Genomic DNA, 13829 nt, shown 5'->3' with positions numbered 1-13829 from the left:
GAAACTTCGGCTGCCCACCCTTAGTGCCGGAAGCGTAGAGTGGCATGAGACGCCTGATTCTGGACGCCTTGATGCTGAGGGAGAAATCGTGACGATTGATTGGGACGAGAAAAAGGCCCTGCTGCAGGAACCGAACATCGCAAAGGTGACGCAGCTTTGCGATGAATTGATGGAAAAGAAGCCGGGGTCTGTCGTCCCTTACATCGACCCTGTGCACGACGAGGACGAGTGCCGGATTGTCAGCCTTCAGGTAAGTCCCGGCAAGGGCACTGAGTCCGGTTTTGTTTCCCACTACAACGACGACGAGGCCGCCCGTCGCGCCACGCAGATTTACGAGCTTGCTGAGCTTGATCCCCGCTACGTCATGCCATGGAACGCCTACCCTTGGGTCCGCGACCCGGGCTCGCCCTCCGCCCTCAGCATCCAGGAGAAGACGGACGGGCTCCGGCCGTTCAGGCAATTCCTGAAAATCAACTCGCGCGTCTCGGCCATCATCGCCCACGGCACCGATGCTTCCACCTTCCTCACCCTCTATGAGAAGACCTACCACCAGTCCCTGAAGAACAGTGGCATCAAGATCTACAAGGCCTCAGCCCTTGGTGGCCGCGCCTTCGCCGTGTCCGAAGCCAAACAGGAGGAACTCCTGACCAAGACGGTGGACATTTACAAGGACGCCATGCAGCGGGCAGGCATCCAGCACCTCTAACCCCCATGCCAACCTGATAATCGTGACGAGGGATGTGCTCGGCTGGCTGCTTGACTCCGATCCTGCCGTTCGCTGGCAGGTACTGCGTGATCTGACCGGCGCCGGCGCTGACGAGGTTACGGCCGAGCGGAACCGCGTTGCCAGCCACGGTTGGGGTGCCCGGCTCCTGGCGCTGCAGGAACCGGGCGGGCAGTGGGACGGCGGCACATACTGGCCTGCGCAGGACGACGACCCCACCGGCCAACCTTGGACCGCCACCACCTACAGCCTGCTGCTCCTGCGGGACTTTGGCCTCATTCCGCAAAGCCCCCAAGCCCGCCAGGCAATCGCCCTTGTCCGGGAGAGCAGCCGCTGGGAGGAAGGCAACCAGCCGTTCTTTGCCGGTGAAGTGGAGCCGTGCATCAACGGCATGACCGTGGCACTCGGAGCCTACTTTGGCGAGAACGTGGACAGCGTGGTGGAGCGGCTGGTTGGTGAACAGCTTCCGGACGGAGGCTGGAACTGTGAAGCCGAGCGGGGTTCCGCACTTTCCTCCTTCCACACCACCATCTGCGTCCTTGAGGGGCTGCTCGAGTACGAACAGGCAGGCAACGGAACCACGGAGTCAGGGACCGCGAGGCAACGGGGGGAGGAGTACCTGCTGGAGCGCCGCCTGTTGAGGCGGAAATCGACGGGTGAGCTGATCAGTGAAGACTGGCTGCGTTTTTCCTACCCCACCCGCTGGTTCTATGACGTCCTCCGAGGCCTCGACTACTTCCGCGCAACCGGTGCCCCTCCGGACGGGCGCCTGGCGGAGGCAGCGGAGCTGGTCCGGTCAAAGCAGCATCGGGACGGCACGTGGTTGCTGGAGAATACCCACCCTGGGAAGGTTCACTTCGACCTTGAGGCGGGCGATGGAAAGCCGAGCCGTTGGAACACCCTCCGCTCCCTCCGGGTGCTGAAGTGGTACGAATCGAGCACAGGCCGGTAATACTTTGTCGCACTTAGCAGCCAATGAGGAAGCGGGGACCCACCGATCGGATGATGTAGTTGCTGCTAAAACAGCGGTGCGTGCTTTACTCAACGAGGGCAGGATTTCCTACGGACTCCCGCTTCTTCTTGAGGAAACCGGCCCGCTGATAGCGCTGGGCCATGTCAAACCCTGCAGGCGAGCCATGCTCATAGGACCCGACGAAAACAGCCTCCTGCCGGCCCTCCCACGTGGTCATGAAGCCGTCCCGCGCAACGGCCTCGCGGTCCGGATGCGGCTCCTCTCCAATGGACTGCCTGGCTGCGGTGACAGGGCACGAGTCCTTTTGCTGGCCCGCCACATTGACACCACCTGTGACCCCTGCCATATTTGAAGTGTGAACCTGTCAGACAGCCGGACAGCAGGACAGCCTGCTCCCCTCGCGCGGCTCAGCGCTGCCGAGGCGGTGTTCAACACCATTCGGCAGAACATTGAGTCCGGCCGGCTGGCAGTGGGCAGCAAGCTCAGCTCCGAGGCCACCCTCTCGCAGCAGTACGGCGTGAGCCGATCAGTAATCCGCGAGGCCCTCCGGTCCTGTACCGCCCTGGGCCTGACCGTCACGAAGACAGGCAAAGGGACGTTCGTCGTAGCAGACAAAGTGGCCAATGACCTCACCCTCGGTCAGTACTCCGCCCGCGACCTGACCGAGGCACGTCCCCATATCGAGGTTCCCGCCGCTGGGATGGCCGCCGAAAGGCGGACCGAGGAGGAACTGGAAACCCTTCGCCACCTGATGGTGGCCATGGCCACCGAAACCGATCCCGAGTCCTGGGTTTCCCTGGACTCCAGCTTTCACGCCGCCATCGCCCAGGCCAGCGGCAACAAGGTGTTCGCCAGCGTGGTGGCGGACATCCGCGGCGCCCTGGCGCACCAGTCAGAAACCCTGAACATGGTGGCCGACCGGCAGCACGCGTCCGACAACGAACACCAGCAGATCCTCGCCGCAATCGAGGCCGGCTCCGCGGAGGACGCCCGCGCCGCCATGGCCCATCACCTCCACGCCGTGGGCCTGGCCCTCGAATCCATCCTCAACAGCTAGTTCAACGCACCTACCGCACACCCCAAGGAATCCATGCCCTCCCCTGCGCTTTCTGCTGCCCACGCCCCTGCCCCGGTCCTGCCGATCCTTCCGCAGCACACGCCCCTGGTCGCCGCCATCCGCGACGGACTGGTGGAAAGCGTGCATTACGGCTCGGCCCTTGCCCTGGCAGCAGACGGAACAGCAGTGGCGGCCGCCGGTGATCCCCTGGCACCTTTCTACCCCCGGTCCTCACTCAAGCCGCTCCAAGCCGTGGCCATGGTCCGCGCCGGCCTCGAGCTGCCGGCCGATCTCCTCGCCCTGGCAGCGGCCAGCCACTCAGGAGCAGCAGAGCACCGCGAGGGAGCACTGCGCATCCTTGAACTGCACGGCCTCAGCGTCAGCGACTTCGAAAACAGCACCGACCTTCCCTACGGCACGGTTGAGCGGGAGGAGTGGCTGCGGAACGGCGGCGCAGCCACCCAGCTCACGCAGAACTGCTCCGGCAAGCACGCCGCCATGGCTGCCACCTGCGTCATCAACGGCTGGCCCGTGAAGGGCTACCTGGACCCGTCGCACCCGCTGCAGCAGATCGTGAAAACGACAGTCACTGAACTGACCGGCGAGGAACCGCTCGCCCTGAGCACGGATGGCTGCGGCACCCCCTTGTTCGCCCTCACCCTGCGCGGCATGGCCCGCGCTTTCGGACTAATCGCGCAGGCCGCAGGCAGTGCCGGCAGGCACGACGGCGGCGGGCTGGCTGACGCACTTCCTGCGGAAGCCGCCGTCGGGCTCGGCATGCAGCGGCACCCGGACATGGTGGCCGGGGAGGGCAGGGATGTGACCGAGCTGATGCGCCTGCTTCCCGGGTCCGTAGCAAAGGACGGGTTTGAAGGCGTCCAGCTGGTGGGCCTGGCCGATGGCAGCGCCGTGGCCGTAAAGATTTCCGACGGCGGCGACCGCGCCCGCATGCCCGCCACCATCAAGCTGCTGGAGGCGCTGGCCGCTGTCTCCGGAAACGGCATGGATACCGCGCCGCTTGCCGGCATCAAAAGGGCCCCCGTCCTGGGCGGCGGCCGCCACGTGGGCCTGCTGCAGGCCCTTGAATTCCTGTCCACACCCGTCAACGAAGCCCTGTAAGGACACATGACTACCATCGAAACCGCCGTGCCCGCAGACATCCGCTCCGAGCACGACCTGCTCGGAGACCGCGACGTTCCAGCCGATGCCTACTGGGGCGTGCACACGCTCCGGGCCGTGGAGAACTTCCCCATTACCGGCCAAAAGCTCTCATCCAACGTGCACCTGGTCCGCGGCCTGGCAGCAGTCAAGCTGGCCGCTGCGCGCACCAACAGCGAACTCGGGCTCCTGGACAGCGAACGCTCCGACGCCATCGAGCAGGCATGCCAGGACATCCTGGACGGCAAACTCATCGACCAGTTCGTGGTGGACGTCATCCAGGGCGGCGCCGGGACGTCGTCGAACATGAACGCCAACGAGGTCATCGCCAACAGGGCCCTGGAAATCCTTGGCCATCCCAAGGGCGACTACGCGCGGCTGCACCCCAATGACCATGTGAACCTTTCCCAGTCCACCAACGACGTGTACCCCACCGCTGTGAAGCTGGGCACCATCTTCGCGGTCCGGGAACTGCTGGACGCCCTGGCCGAACTGGAGGAAGCCTGCGCATCAAAGGCGCTGGAATTCCGCACGGTCGTCAAGATGGGCCGCACCCAGCTGCAGGACGCGGTACCCATGACCCTGGGCCAGGAGTTCGGCACCTACGCCATCACCATCGGCGAAGACCGGCTCCGCCTGGCGGAGGCCGAGCTGCTGATCCACGAAATCAACCTCGGCGCCACCGCCATCGGGACCGGCCTGAACGCCCCCGCCGGCTACGCCGCAACAGCATGCCGGCACTTGGCCGAGATCACCGGCCTGCCGCTGGTCACCGCTGTCGACCTGATTGAAGCCACCCAGGACGTTGGCGCCTTCGTGCATCTCTCCGGCGTACTGAAGCGCGTGGCCGTGAAGCTCTCCAAGATCTGCAACGACCTCCGCCTGCTCTCTTCCGGTCCGCGGGCCGGCTTCGGCGAGATCAACCTGCCGGCGGTCCAGTCCGGCTCGTCCATCATGCCCGGCAAGATCAACCCGGTGATCCCGGAAGTGGTCTCCCAGGTGGCCTACGAGGTCATCGGCAACGACGTGACCATCACCATGGCCGCCGAAGCCGGGCAGCTCCAGCTCAACGCGTTTGAGCCCGTCATTGTGCACAGCCTCCACAAGAGCATTTCCCACCTGGAGGCGGCCTGCCGTACGCTGACAGCGCGCTGCATCCGGGGCATCACCGCCAACACCGACCACCTCCGCCGCACCGTGGAGCAGTCCATCGGCCTGGTCACGGCCCTGAACCCCCACTTGGGCTACGCCACCGCCACCGCCATCGCCAAGGAAGCACTTGCCACCGGCAAGGGCGTGGCGGAACTAGTGCTCGAGCACGGACTCCTCACCAATACCCAACTCCAGGAACTCCTCAGCCCCGAACGCCTGGCGAACCTGAGCAAGTAATCCCCCACCGCTGATCCCCAAGGACATTCCATGACGAATACACTCCTTCCTGACCACGTGATAGACGGCGGTCATGCCCATGCTTCGGAGGCTGCGCTGCATGCCGAGGACAAGGGTTACCACAAGAATTTGAAGCCGCGGCAGATCCAGATGATTGCCATCGGCGGTGCGATCGGCACCGGCCTGTTCCTGGGCGCCGGCGGCCGGCTGAACGCGGCCGGCCCGTCGTTGGTCATCGCGTACGCGGTGTGCGGGTTCTTCGCGTTCCTGATCCTGCGTGCCTTGGGTGAACTGGTCCTGCACCGGCCCTCCTCGGGCTCGTTCGTCTCCTACGCCCGGGAGTTCTTCGGCGAGAAGGCGGCGTTCGTTTCGGGCTGGTTCTACTGGATCAACTGGGCCACCACCACCATCGTGGACATCACCGCCGCGGCCCTGTACATGAACTTCTTCGGCAACTACATCCCCTGGATGGCAGCGGTCCCGCAATGGGCCTGGGCACTGATCGCCCTGGTCGTGGTCCTGGCCCTGAACCTGGTCTCGGTCAAGGTCTTCGGCGAGATGGAATTCTGGTTCGCCCTGATCAAGGTCGCCGCCCTGGTCATCTTCCTCATCGTGGGCACCTACTTCGTCATCTTCGGCACCCCCGTGGACGGCCAGCAGGTCGGCATCAGCCTCATCACTGACAACGGCGGGATCTTCCCCAACGGCCTGCTGCCCATGATCATCCTCATGCAGGGCGTCCTGTTCGCCTACGCCTCCATCGAACTCGTCGGCACCGCCGCCGGCGAAACCGAAAACCCCGAAAAAATCATGCCTAAGGCCATCAACTCGGTGGTCTTCCGCATCGCGGTGTTCTACGTCGGCTCCGTGATCCTGCTGGCCCTGCTGCTGCCCTACACCTCCTACGAAAAGGGCGTCAGCCCCTTCGTGACGTTCTTCGGCTCCATCGGCATTCAGGGCGTGGACGTCATCATGAACCTGGTGGTCCTCACCGCCGCCCTGTCCTCCCTCAACGCCGGCCTCTACTCCACCGGCCGGATCCTGCGCTCGATGTCCGTCAACGGCTCCGCCCCGAAGTTCGCCTCCCGCATGAACAAGGCGGGCGTGCCCTACGGTGGCATCGCCATCACCGCCGGCGTGTCCCTCCTGGGTGTGCCGCTGAACTACCTCGTCCCGGCCCAGGCCTTCGAAATCGTCCTCAACGTCGCCTCCGTCGGCATCATCATGACCTGGGCCACCATCGTCCTGTGCCAGATCCAGCTCAAGCGCTGGGCCGACAAAGGCTGGCTCGAACGGCCCTCCTTTCGCATGATCGGCGCCCCCTACACCGGCTACCTCTCCCTGCTCTTCCTCATCGGTGTGCTGGTCATGGTCTTCATCGACTCCCCCCTGACGATGCTCGTCACCGCCATCGCCTCGGTCCTGATGGTCTTCGGCTGGTACGCCTGCCGCAAACGCATCCACGAAATCGCGGAGACCCGCGAAGGCCACACCGGACTCTCCCCCGTGGTGGCTAACCCGCCGGCGATGACCTTCAAGAAGTAAGGCTTTATCTAACGCCCGACGGCGGCACGCCCGGTTCTGCACCTCCGGAACCTGGCGTGCCGCCGTCGTTGTTTACTCTGCACGGGCCGATTTAAGGCGAGGGCTTCACCACCATCGCCGACCCTCCGCCCCGGCGCGACGGCTCAGCCACCGCGGTGACGGTCTTGCCATCACGGCTGAATTCGATCGCAGTGGCTGCGCCGATTTCGGCTGCCGAGGTGAAGGCATCTCCGGATGGCGTCAGTTGGTGGCCGAACCGTGAGGTGAGGGCAGGTCCATACGCATCGATGAAACCAGGCTCGGCAGTGACGTTGGCGGTGTTCCGCTGTGATGCGCGTGGAGCTGCGAGTGCGTCCTCAATGCTCATGCCAAGATCGATCCGGTTGATCAGGGTCTGCAGCACCGTTGTAATGATGGTGGAGCCGCCGGGTGAGCCCAGCGCCAGGAACGGTTCGTCGTCCTTCAGCACGATAGTGGGCGACATGGACGAGCGCGGCCGCTTGCCCGGCTCAATCCGGTTGGGGTCGGTCTCGCTGTACACGGGCGAGAAGTCCGTGAGCTCGTTGTTCAGGAGGAACCCTCGCCCGGGAACCACAATGCCGGAACCGCCGGTCTGCTCGATGGTGAGGGTGTACTCCACAACGTTGCCCCACTTGTCGGAGACGGTGAGGTTTGTGGTGGAGATATTCTCGGTGTCCGTCTCATCGGCGAGCGCCGCCGGCGCAACGGGGCAGACGCCGTCGTACGATTCCACGTTCCCCGGAAGAACAGGCTTCGCAGCCGCCTTCAGGGGGTCAAGCTCGCAGGCACGTTCCTTGCCGAACACCGGGTCCAGGAGTTCCTCCGTGGGAACTTCCACGAAGGCCGGGTCCCCCACGTATTTGCCGCGGTCCGCGAACGCCAGTGCGCTGGCCTCAAGGTAGTGGTGCAGGACGGCGGGCTCGTCCTTCTTTAGTCCGGGAAGGTCGAACACCTCCAGGATATTCAGCGCTTCGCCCACGGTGGTGCCACCGCTGCTGGAGGGAGCCATGCCGTAGACGTCATAGCCGCGGTAGTTGACGTGGGTGGGGTCCTGGTCCAGGGCCTCGTAGTCATCCAGGTCTTCGGCCGTCATGAACCCCGCCGGCCCCGGCAGCGTGGATCCGGGAACCATCGGCGGTTCCTGGACAGTGCTGGCGATTTCCTCCGCCAGCCGGCCCTCATAAAAGGCATCCGTGCCCTTGCTGGCCAGGAGCCTGTAGGTGTCCGCCAGTCCGTGGTTCTGGAAGACGGTCCCGACGGCGGGCGCGTCGCCGCCGGGCAGGAAGAGTTCCCTCGTGGAGGTGAAGGGTTCGAAGCGGTCCTTGTTGTCCAGGGTCTGCTGGCGGAAGGTTTCGTCCACCACGAAGCCGCGTTTGGCCACCTTGATGGCCGGCTTCAGCGCCTCCGCCAGGCTGACGCTGCCCCAACGTTCCAGTGCGCGTTCCCACGTGGCCGGAGTGCCGGGCACCCCCACTGAAATTCCACTTGTTGCCTGCTTGCGGAAGGGGTAGGGCTTGCCGGTGGCCGGATCGATGAAGGCGTCCCTGGGCATCGCCTCAGGTGCAGTTTCACGGCCGTCAATGGTGCCCACCTCCTCGCTCTCGGCGTCGTAGAACACGAAGTAACCACCGCCGCCGATGCCCGCACTGTACGGCTCTGTGACGCCCAGGGTGGCTGCTGCCGCAACCGCGGCATCCGCTGCGTTGCCGCCCTTGCGGAGGACTTCGATGGCAGCCGCGGACGCTTCCGGATCCACGGTGCTGACGGCGCCGCCATACCCGGTGGCCGTGGGGGTCTTGTCCGTTTGCCGGGGATCGGCGGAAGCGGCGGGGCTGATGATGGCGCCGGTAGTCACGCTCATCGCCAGCGCGGCAGTGACGGCAGCGAGCCTGCGTCCCAGATGTGGCATGGTTGCTCCTGACAGCGGTGGAAGTGAGATGGAACACACGCTACCCCTCGTACGGGGACCACTCAAAGAGCTGGCGGCGCTGCAGCCTCTGCTGACACACTCCGGAACACGCCGCACACCCTGGGCGTCAGCGCTTATGCTCGGCAGAGCAGAACATGCTGGCTCAACGACGAACCACCAGGAGCAGAATCCATGACCAACTGGCGCATCCGGGATTTCCATTCGGCGGACCTGGACGGGATCCTGCATCTTTGGGAAACCCTCAAGTCGAGCAAGGTGGAGCCCGTGTACGCCCTCTCGGAGGTGCTTGCGTCCTGTGAAAAAGACCACGCGGTGGTGGCGGTGCAGGGCGAGCAGGTGGTGGGCGCCGCCATCGGACGCGCCGCTCACGACCAGGGCTGGATCGTATTCCTGGCCACCCTGCCCGAATACCGCGGCAGGGGCATCGGCACCTCCCTTCTTGCCGCCGTCGAAAACCGCATGGCACCCCACGGACTGAACAAGCTTTCAGCCCTCATGCCCGAATCAGAAACACGGGTGGAGGCTTTCCTGAGCCGCGGTTTCGCCCTCAAGAAGAACCTCCGCTACTTTGAGCGCACCATTCCCGTCCAGCGCCAGGAGCTCGGCGCACTCGGACAGCTCGGCGGCCGGGTGCTGGCCCGCGACCTCTGGGAAAACGTCGCCGGCATGCGCCGGGAGAAGGAACTGCTCGAGCGCAGGCTGGTCCTGCCGCTGGCTGAGGCGGACCTCGCGGATGAATTCGGCGTGGTGCCGCCGCGCGCCGTCGTCCTCTTCGGCCCGCCCGGCACGGGCAAGACGACCTTCGCCAAAGCAATCGCATCCCGGCTCGAATGGCCCTTCGTGGAGGTCTTCCCTTCCCGCCTCGCCGCCGACCCGCAGGGCCTGGCCGGGGCGCTGCGAGAAACCTTCCTGGAAATCGCGGAGCTGGAGCACGCCGTGGTGTTCATCGACGAGGTGGAGGAAATCGCCTCGCAGCGCTCCGGCGAGCCGCCGTCGCCGCTGCAGGGCGTCACCAACGAGCTCCTGAAGATCATTCCCGCGTTCCGTGAACAGCCCGGCCGGCTCCTGGTCTGCGCCACCAATTTCATCCGCGCACTGGATTCCGCCTTCCTCCGGCATGGGCGCTTCGACTACGTCATCCCCATCGGCCTCCCGGACCGGCAGGCCCGCGAAGCCATGTGGCAGCGTTTCATCCCCGCACCCGTGGTGGACGCCGTGGATGTGGAACTGCTGGTGGACCGCACCGAGGGCTTCTCCCCGGCGGATATCGAGTACGCGGCCCGCAGCGCCTCCCAGCGGGCGCTGGAGAAGGCGGTGTACGACGACGGCGGTCTGGCTTCGGGCGGCACGCTTTCCGTCCTTGAGGCGGTGCGGAAGGGGCCCTCCACCCAGGACTACCTGGATGCCATCGGCGACACGCGCACCACGGTGAGCCCGGAGGTGCACCAAGAGTTCCTGGAGGACATCGACGCCCTGGGGAGGGTATAGGTCCCGGCTTCCGCTAGGAGTCGTAGGGCAGGTTTTCGTAGTCAGTCGTGTCTTCCTCGTCGAGCTGGTCGTCCAGTTCTTCCAGCAGCCACGGATTGATGCGGGCCAGGACTTTCCGGATCTCCTCCACCTCGACCGCCGCATAAAGCACCGGGCGGGCGTCACGGTACTTCGTGGCAGGCGGCTTGTCCGGCCACTTTTCCGCAAGTGCCTGGACGCGCTGCGGCAGGGAGTTGTGCGCGTTATCAGCGATCTTGACCAAGGCTGCATCATGGTCCCGTGCGATTTCGCGGATTACAGCCTGGTAGTCGTGCGGATTGCTGTGCAGCCGGGTGGTGAGGAGTTCGATGATCTGCACGGCCCGTTCGGTGACACCCATGTCCAGCAGGGCCTGCCGGGTCATGGGGGTGTCCTCGGCAATGTCGTGCAGGTAGCCGGCGATGCGTATGTCGTCGTCGAAGTCCGCCAGCGCATCGCCTACCGCCAGGACGTGGTCCTTGTAGGGGCGCTTCAATTTGTCCTTTTGGCGGTTGTGCGCCACCTCTGCAAGTACCCTGGCGGTCTCGGGGGTGAAACTGCTGGCGGCAGGGGCGTGCAGGGATTCAGGCATGCCTCCAGACTACGGGGCGGACCAGACCCATGGCTCCCGCGGCAGCACCGCGGGGTCAAAAACAGCAAGCGCCCGCTCCAGGGGTCCGTGTGGCAGTCCAAGGGATTCCAGCAGGCGGTCCCGCACCGCGTCGGCACTCCGTCCCGCTGCTTCAAGATCCGCTAGCGTGACGGCCCCATCGCGCTTGGCCAGCCGGACGCTGTCGGCATTAACGACCAGCGGAACGTGCGCATATTCCGGAGCCGGAATATGCAACAGGGATGCGAGGTATGCCTGGCGCGGGGTTGACGGGAGGAGGTCGTCACCGCGCACCACCTGGTCCACGCCCTGCTCGGCGTCGTCCACCACGACGGCAAGGTTATAGGCGGTCACCCCGTCGTTCCGGCGCAGCACGAAGTCGTCCACGACGCCCGTGAACCCTCCATGCACAAGATCATGCACGGAGTATTCGCCGGTTTCAGCGCGAAGCCGGAGGGCGGCAGGCCTGGTGGAACGTTTGAATTCGAGCTCAGCGGGGTCGAGGTTCCGGCACGTTCCGGGGTAGGCCCCCTGCGGTGCGTGCGGAGCGGACGGTGCCTCCTGGATTTCCCTCCTGGTGCAGAAGCACTCATAGGTCAGGCCCGCCTCCTGCAGCCGGTTGATCGCTGCGGCGTAGAGCGGTTCACGGGCCGTCTGGCGGACCACGTCACCGTCCCAGGCCACACCCACGGCAGCAAGGTCGCGCAACTGTCCGGCCTCGGCGCCGGCCCGGGCACGGTCCAGGTCCTCCACGCGGAGCAGGAACTTCCGGCCGGTGGACCGGGCAAAGAGCCAGGCGAGGATGGCGGTGCGCAAATTCCCTACATGCAGCTCACCGGAGGGGCTGGGGGCGAAACGGCCGGCGGAAGTCATGGGACCAACCCTATGCCGGTCCGGACACACCGGGCGCGCTGCCCGCAGCGCCCGTCTGCCTGCGTGAAACAACACAAGAGCCCCTCAGCTACCGCTGACTTCGGAAATCCGAGCGCCGGTAGTTCAGGGGCTCTTGCCGTGTTTGCAGAAAGACCATGGTGTGAACAAGAGTCGATCAAGGCAGCTTCCTTGCGGGAAACAGTGTGCGCCCTACGGGTGGTGTGCCGGGGAACGGTAGCCTGCAGGAGCCCGCGGTGGCGTTCTCCGTTGCCAACATTTCAGCAGGGGACCTACAGTTGGTGCAACAGGCGGGAGTGCCGTTGATCACTTTGACTGGTCCATGCCGCGTACCACGACAGGAAATGGGCAAATTGCAGGAACTGGATCCCACCGACAAGCGCATCCTCAGGGCCTTGGATGAAGATCCGCGGGTTCCCATCATGGTGCTGGCCCAGCGGCTGGGCCTGGCCCGCGGTACCGTGCAGTCCCGGTTGGAGCGGATGACGTCGTCCGGAGCACTGCGGCCGAACAGCAGCAGGGTGCTTCCCGGCGCGCTCGGCCGCGGGGTGGCAGCATCCGTGAGCGCCGAACTGGACCAGAGCCGCCTGAATGAGGCCATTGCAGCGCTGCGGGAGATTCCGGAAGTCCTGGAGTGCCATGCACCGGCCGGAGATACAGACCTCCTCATCCGCGTGGTGGCCACCAGTCCTGACGACCTCTACCGCGTCTCCGAGGAGATCCGGCTCTGCCCGGGGATTGTGCGCACCTCCACCAGCATGTTCCTCCGGGAAGTCATTCCTTACCGCACCACCGGGCTGCTCAACAGCTAAACCGGCGGTCCCGCGTTGGACTTCAGGTTCTTCATCACCAGCGTGGATGTCAGCCGTTCAACCCCGGGCAAGGACGTCAGCTCCGCGTCGTAAAACCGCTGATACGCAGGCAGGTCCTCGGCAATGACCTTCAGCAGGTAGTCCGGCGAACCGAACAGCCGCTGCGCTTCCACGATGTTCGGGTTGCCCGCCACCCGGTTCTCAAAGATCTCCATCGAAGCCTGCTCGACTTGGCGAAGCGTCACAAAGACAATCGCCTCGAAACCCAGCCCAACGGCGGAGGGGTCTATGTCGGCTTTGTAGCCGCGGATGACACCCGATTGCTCCAGGTCGCGGAGCCGGCGGTGGCAGGGAGCCACTGTCAGGCCGACCTTGGCTGCGAGCGCGGTGGCAGTCATCCTCCCGTCCTGCTTGAGGTGGCGCAAGATATTCCTGTCAATATGGTCAATCACGCAACAACCCTACTGTTGGGAGGCGGCAGGGAGCGAAAAAGGGCAAGCACTTCCGGCGTCAAAGTTCCTAGAGTTTCCCCAGAAGAATTGGTAGACGGGAGACGCCTTGAATCCGGAGCTGTTCCTGGCCTTCGTAGTGGTGGCCGCCGCCCTGGCCTGCACCCCCGGCGTGGACTGGGCGTACACCATTGCTGCAGGGCTCCGGCAGCGCAGCTTCGTGCCGGCGGTGGCTGGGTTATGCGGCGGGTACGTGCTTCATACGGTCCTGCTGGTGGCGGGACTGGCCGCGGTCCTCACCGGAATGCCCGGCGTCCTGGAGTGGATCACCCTGGCCGGCGCGGCATACCTGATGTGGCTGGGCGCCAGCACCCTGCGTTCCTGGCGCGCGGCCAGCTTCACGGCCGGGGCAGGAAGCGAGGGCGCCAGCGGGCTGCGGGCGTTCCTGCAGGGCATGGGCACCAGCGGCATCAATCCGAAGGGCCTGCTCTTCTATGTGGCACTGGTTCCACAGTTCGTCAGCTCCGAAGCGCCCCTGCCGGTCCCGGTGCAGTCGGGCCTGCTGGGCATGACGTTCGTGCTGCTCGCAGGGCTCGTTTACACCGCCGTCGCCCTCTTGTCCCGCACGCTGCTGCAGACCCGGCCGGGCACCGCCCGTGCTGTGACGCTTGCCAGCGGGCTCATCATGGTGGCACTGGGGGCGGCATTGCTCGGTGATCAGCTCATGCCGCTGTTCAGCGCCGCTTAGGCGCCGCGCAGCGGAA

At 65.2% G+C, this 13829-nt stretch carries 14 protein-coding genes; 9 read left to right on the top strand and 5 right to left on the bottom strand.

From position 1 onward, the window contains the following. Positions 1–88: 88 nt before the first annotated feature. Both FDW84_RS13280 and FDW84_RS13275 read left to right on the top strand, forming a co-directional pair. The gene (locus FDW84_RS13280) at positions 89–706 is read left to right on the top strand and encodes a uracil-DNA glycosylase family protein (RefSeq protein WP_138610005.1); all 618 of its coding nucleotides are present in this window, start codon (positions 89–91) and stop codon (positions 704–706) included. Between the two features lie 22 nt (positions 707–728). Further along, positions 729–1676, top strand: a complete 948-nt coding sequence (locus FDW84_RS13275) for a prenyltransferase/squalene oxidase repeat-containing protein (RefSeq protein ID WP_138610004.1) — start codon at positions 729–731, stop codon at positions 1674–1676. Positions 1677–1761: 85 nt separating this feature from the next. On the opposite strand, the gene FDW84_RS13270 is transcribed toward FDW84_RS13275, so the two are convergent. Beyond that, positions 1762–2043, bottom strand: coding sequence for a hypothetical protein (locus FDW84_RS13270; RefSeq protein ID WP_138610003.1), 282 nt, complete (start codon positions 2041–2043; stop codon positions 1762–1764). 9 nt (positions 2044–2052) lie between these two features. Between FDW84_RS13270 and FDW84_RS13265 the strand changes: the two genes are divergently transcribed. Genes FDW84_RS13265 through FDW84_RS13250 form a run of 4 tightly spaced genes read left to right on the top strand, consistent with a single transcriptional unit; the run spans position 2053 to position 6846 of the window. Beyond that, on the top strand, positions 2053–2754 hold the full coding sequence (locus FDW84_RS13265) for a FadR/GntR family transcriptional regulator (protein WP_138610002.1): 702 nt from the start codon (positions 2053–2055) through the stop codon (positions 2752–2754). Positions 2755–2787: 33 nt separating this feature from the next. Beyond that, positions 2788–3873 (top strand): asparaginase, encoded by a 1086-nt coding sequence (locus FDW84_RS13260; RefSeq protein WP_138610001.1) that lies wholly within the window; start codon positions 2788–2790, stop codon positions 3871–3873. Positions 3874–3879: 6 nt separating this feature from the next. Next, on the top strand, positions 3880–5301 hold the full coding sequence (gene aspA, locus FDW84_RS13255; RefSeq protein ID WP_138610000.1) for an aspartate ammonia-lyase: 1422 nt from the start codon (positions 3880–3882) through the stop codon (positions 5299–5301). A 30-nt stretch (positions 5302–5331) separates the two neighbouring features. Then, on the top strand, positions 5332–6846 hold the full coding sequence (locus FDW84_RS13250; RefSeq protein WP_138609999.1) for an amino acid permease: 1515 nt from the start codon (positions 5332–5334) through the stop codon (positions 6844–6846). Positions 6847–6937: 91 nt separating this feature from the next. Here the strand turns inward: FDW84_RS13250 and ggt are convergent, their stop codons facing one another. Continuing rightward, complete coding sequence (gene ggt / locus FDW84_RS13245; protein ID WP_138609998.1) at positions 6938–8776, bottom strand: gamma-glutamyltransferase; 1839 nt, start codon at positions 8774–8776, stop codon at positions 6938–6940. Positions 8777–8968: 192 nt separating this feature from the next. Here ggt and FDW84_RS13240 point away from each other — a divergent pair, with 192 nt between their 5' ends. Next, entirely contained in the window at positions 8969–10285 is a 1317-nt protein-coding gene (locus tag FDW84_RS13240; protein ID WP_138609997.1) for an ATP-binding protein, read from the top strand. 13 nt (positions 10286–10298) lie between these two features. On the opposite strand, the gene FDW84_RS13235 is transcribed toward FDW84_RS13240, so the two are convergent. Continuing rightward, positions 10299–10895, bottom strand: a complete 597-nt coding sequence (locus FDW84_RS13235; protein ID WP_138609996.1) for an HD domain-containing protein — start codon at positions 10893–10895, stop codon at positions 10299–10301. Between the two features lie 9 nt (positions 10896–10904). Continuing rightward, positions 10905–11786: a tRNA glutamyl-Q(34) synthetase GluQRS gene (gene gluQRS / locus FDW84_RS13230; protein ID WP_138609995.1), complete on the bottom strand. Its 882-nt coding sequence runs from the start codon at positions 11784–11786 to the stop codon at positions 10905–10907. A 362-nt stretch (positions 11787–12148) separates the two neighbouring features. Between gluQRS and FDW84_RS13225 the strand changes: the two genes are divergently transcribed. Next, the gene (locus FDW84_RS13225) at positions 12149–12616 is read left to right on the top strand and encodes an Lrp/AsnC family transcriptional regulator (RefSeq protein WP_138609994.1); all 468 of its coding nucleotides are present in this window, start codon (positions 12149–12151) and stop codon (positions 12614–12616) included. Here the strand turns inward: FDW84_RS13225 and FDW84_RS13220 are convergent. Then, positions 12613–13068 (bottom strand): Lrp/AsnC family transcriptional regulator, encoded by a 456-nt coding sequence (locus FDW84_RS13220; protein WP_138609993.1) that lies wholly within the window; start codon positions 13066–13068, stop codon positions 12613–12615. The genes FDW84_RS13225 and FDW84_RS13220 overlap by 4 nt on opposite strands. A 106-nt stretch (positions 13069–13174) precedes the next feature. Here FDW84_RS13220 and FDW84_RS13215 point away from each other — a divergent pair, with 106 nt between their 5' ends. Beyond that, positions 13175–13813 (top strand): LysE family translocator, encoded by a 639-nt coding sequence (locus FDW84_RS13215; protein ID WP_138609992.1) that lies wholly within the window; start codon positions 13175–13177, stop codon positions 13811–13813. Positions 13814–13829: the final 16 nt, after the last annotated feature.

The sequence above is a fragment of the Pseudarthrobacter sp. NamE5 genome (assembly GCF_005796225.1).
In the GTDB taxonomy this organism is placed as follows: Bacteria; Actinomycetota; Actinomycetes; order Actinomycetales; family Micrococcaceae; genus Arthrobacter.
Note: the sequence above shows the minus strand (reverse complement) of the source record. Positions and strands in the feature narration are given on the sequence as shown.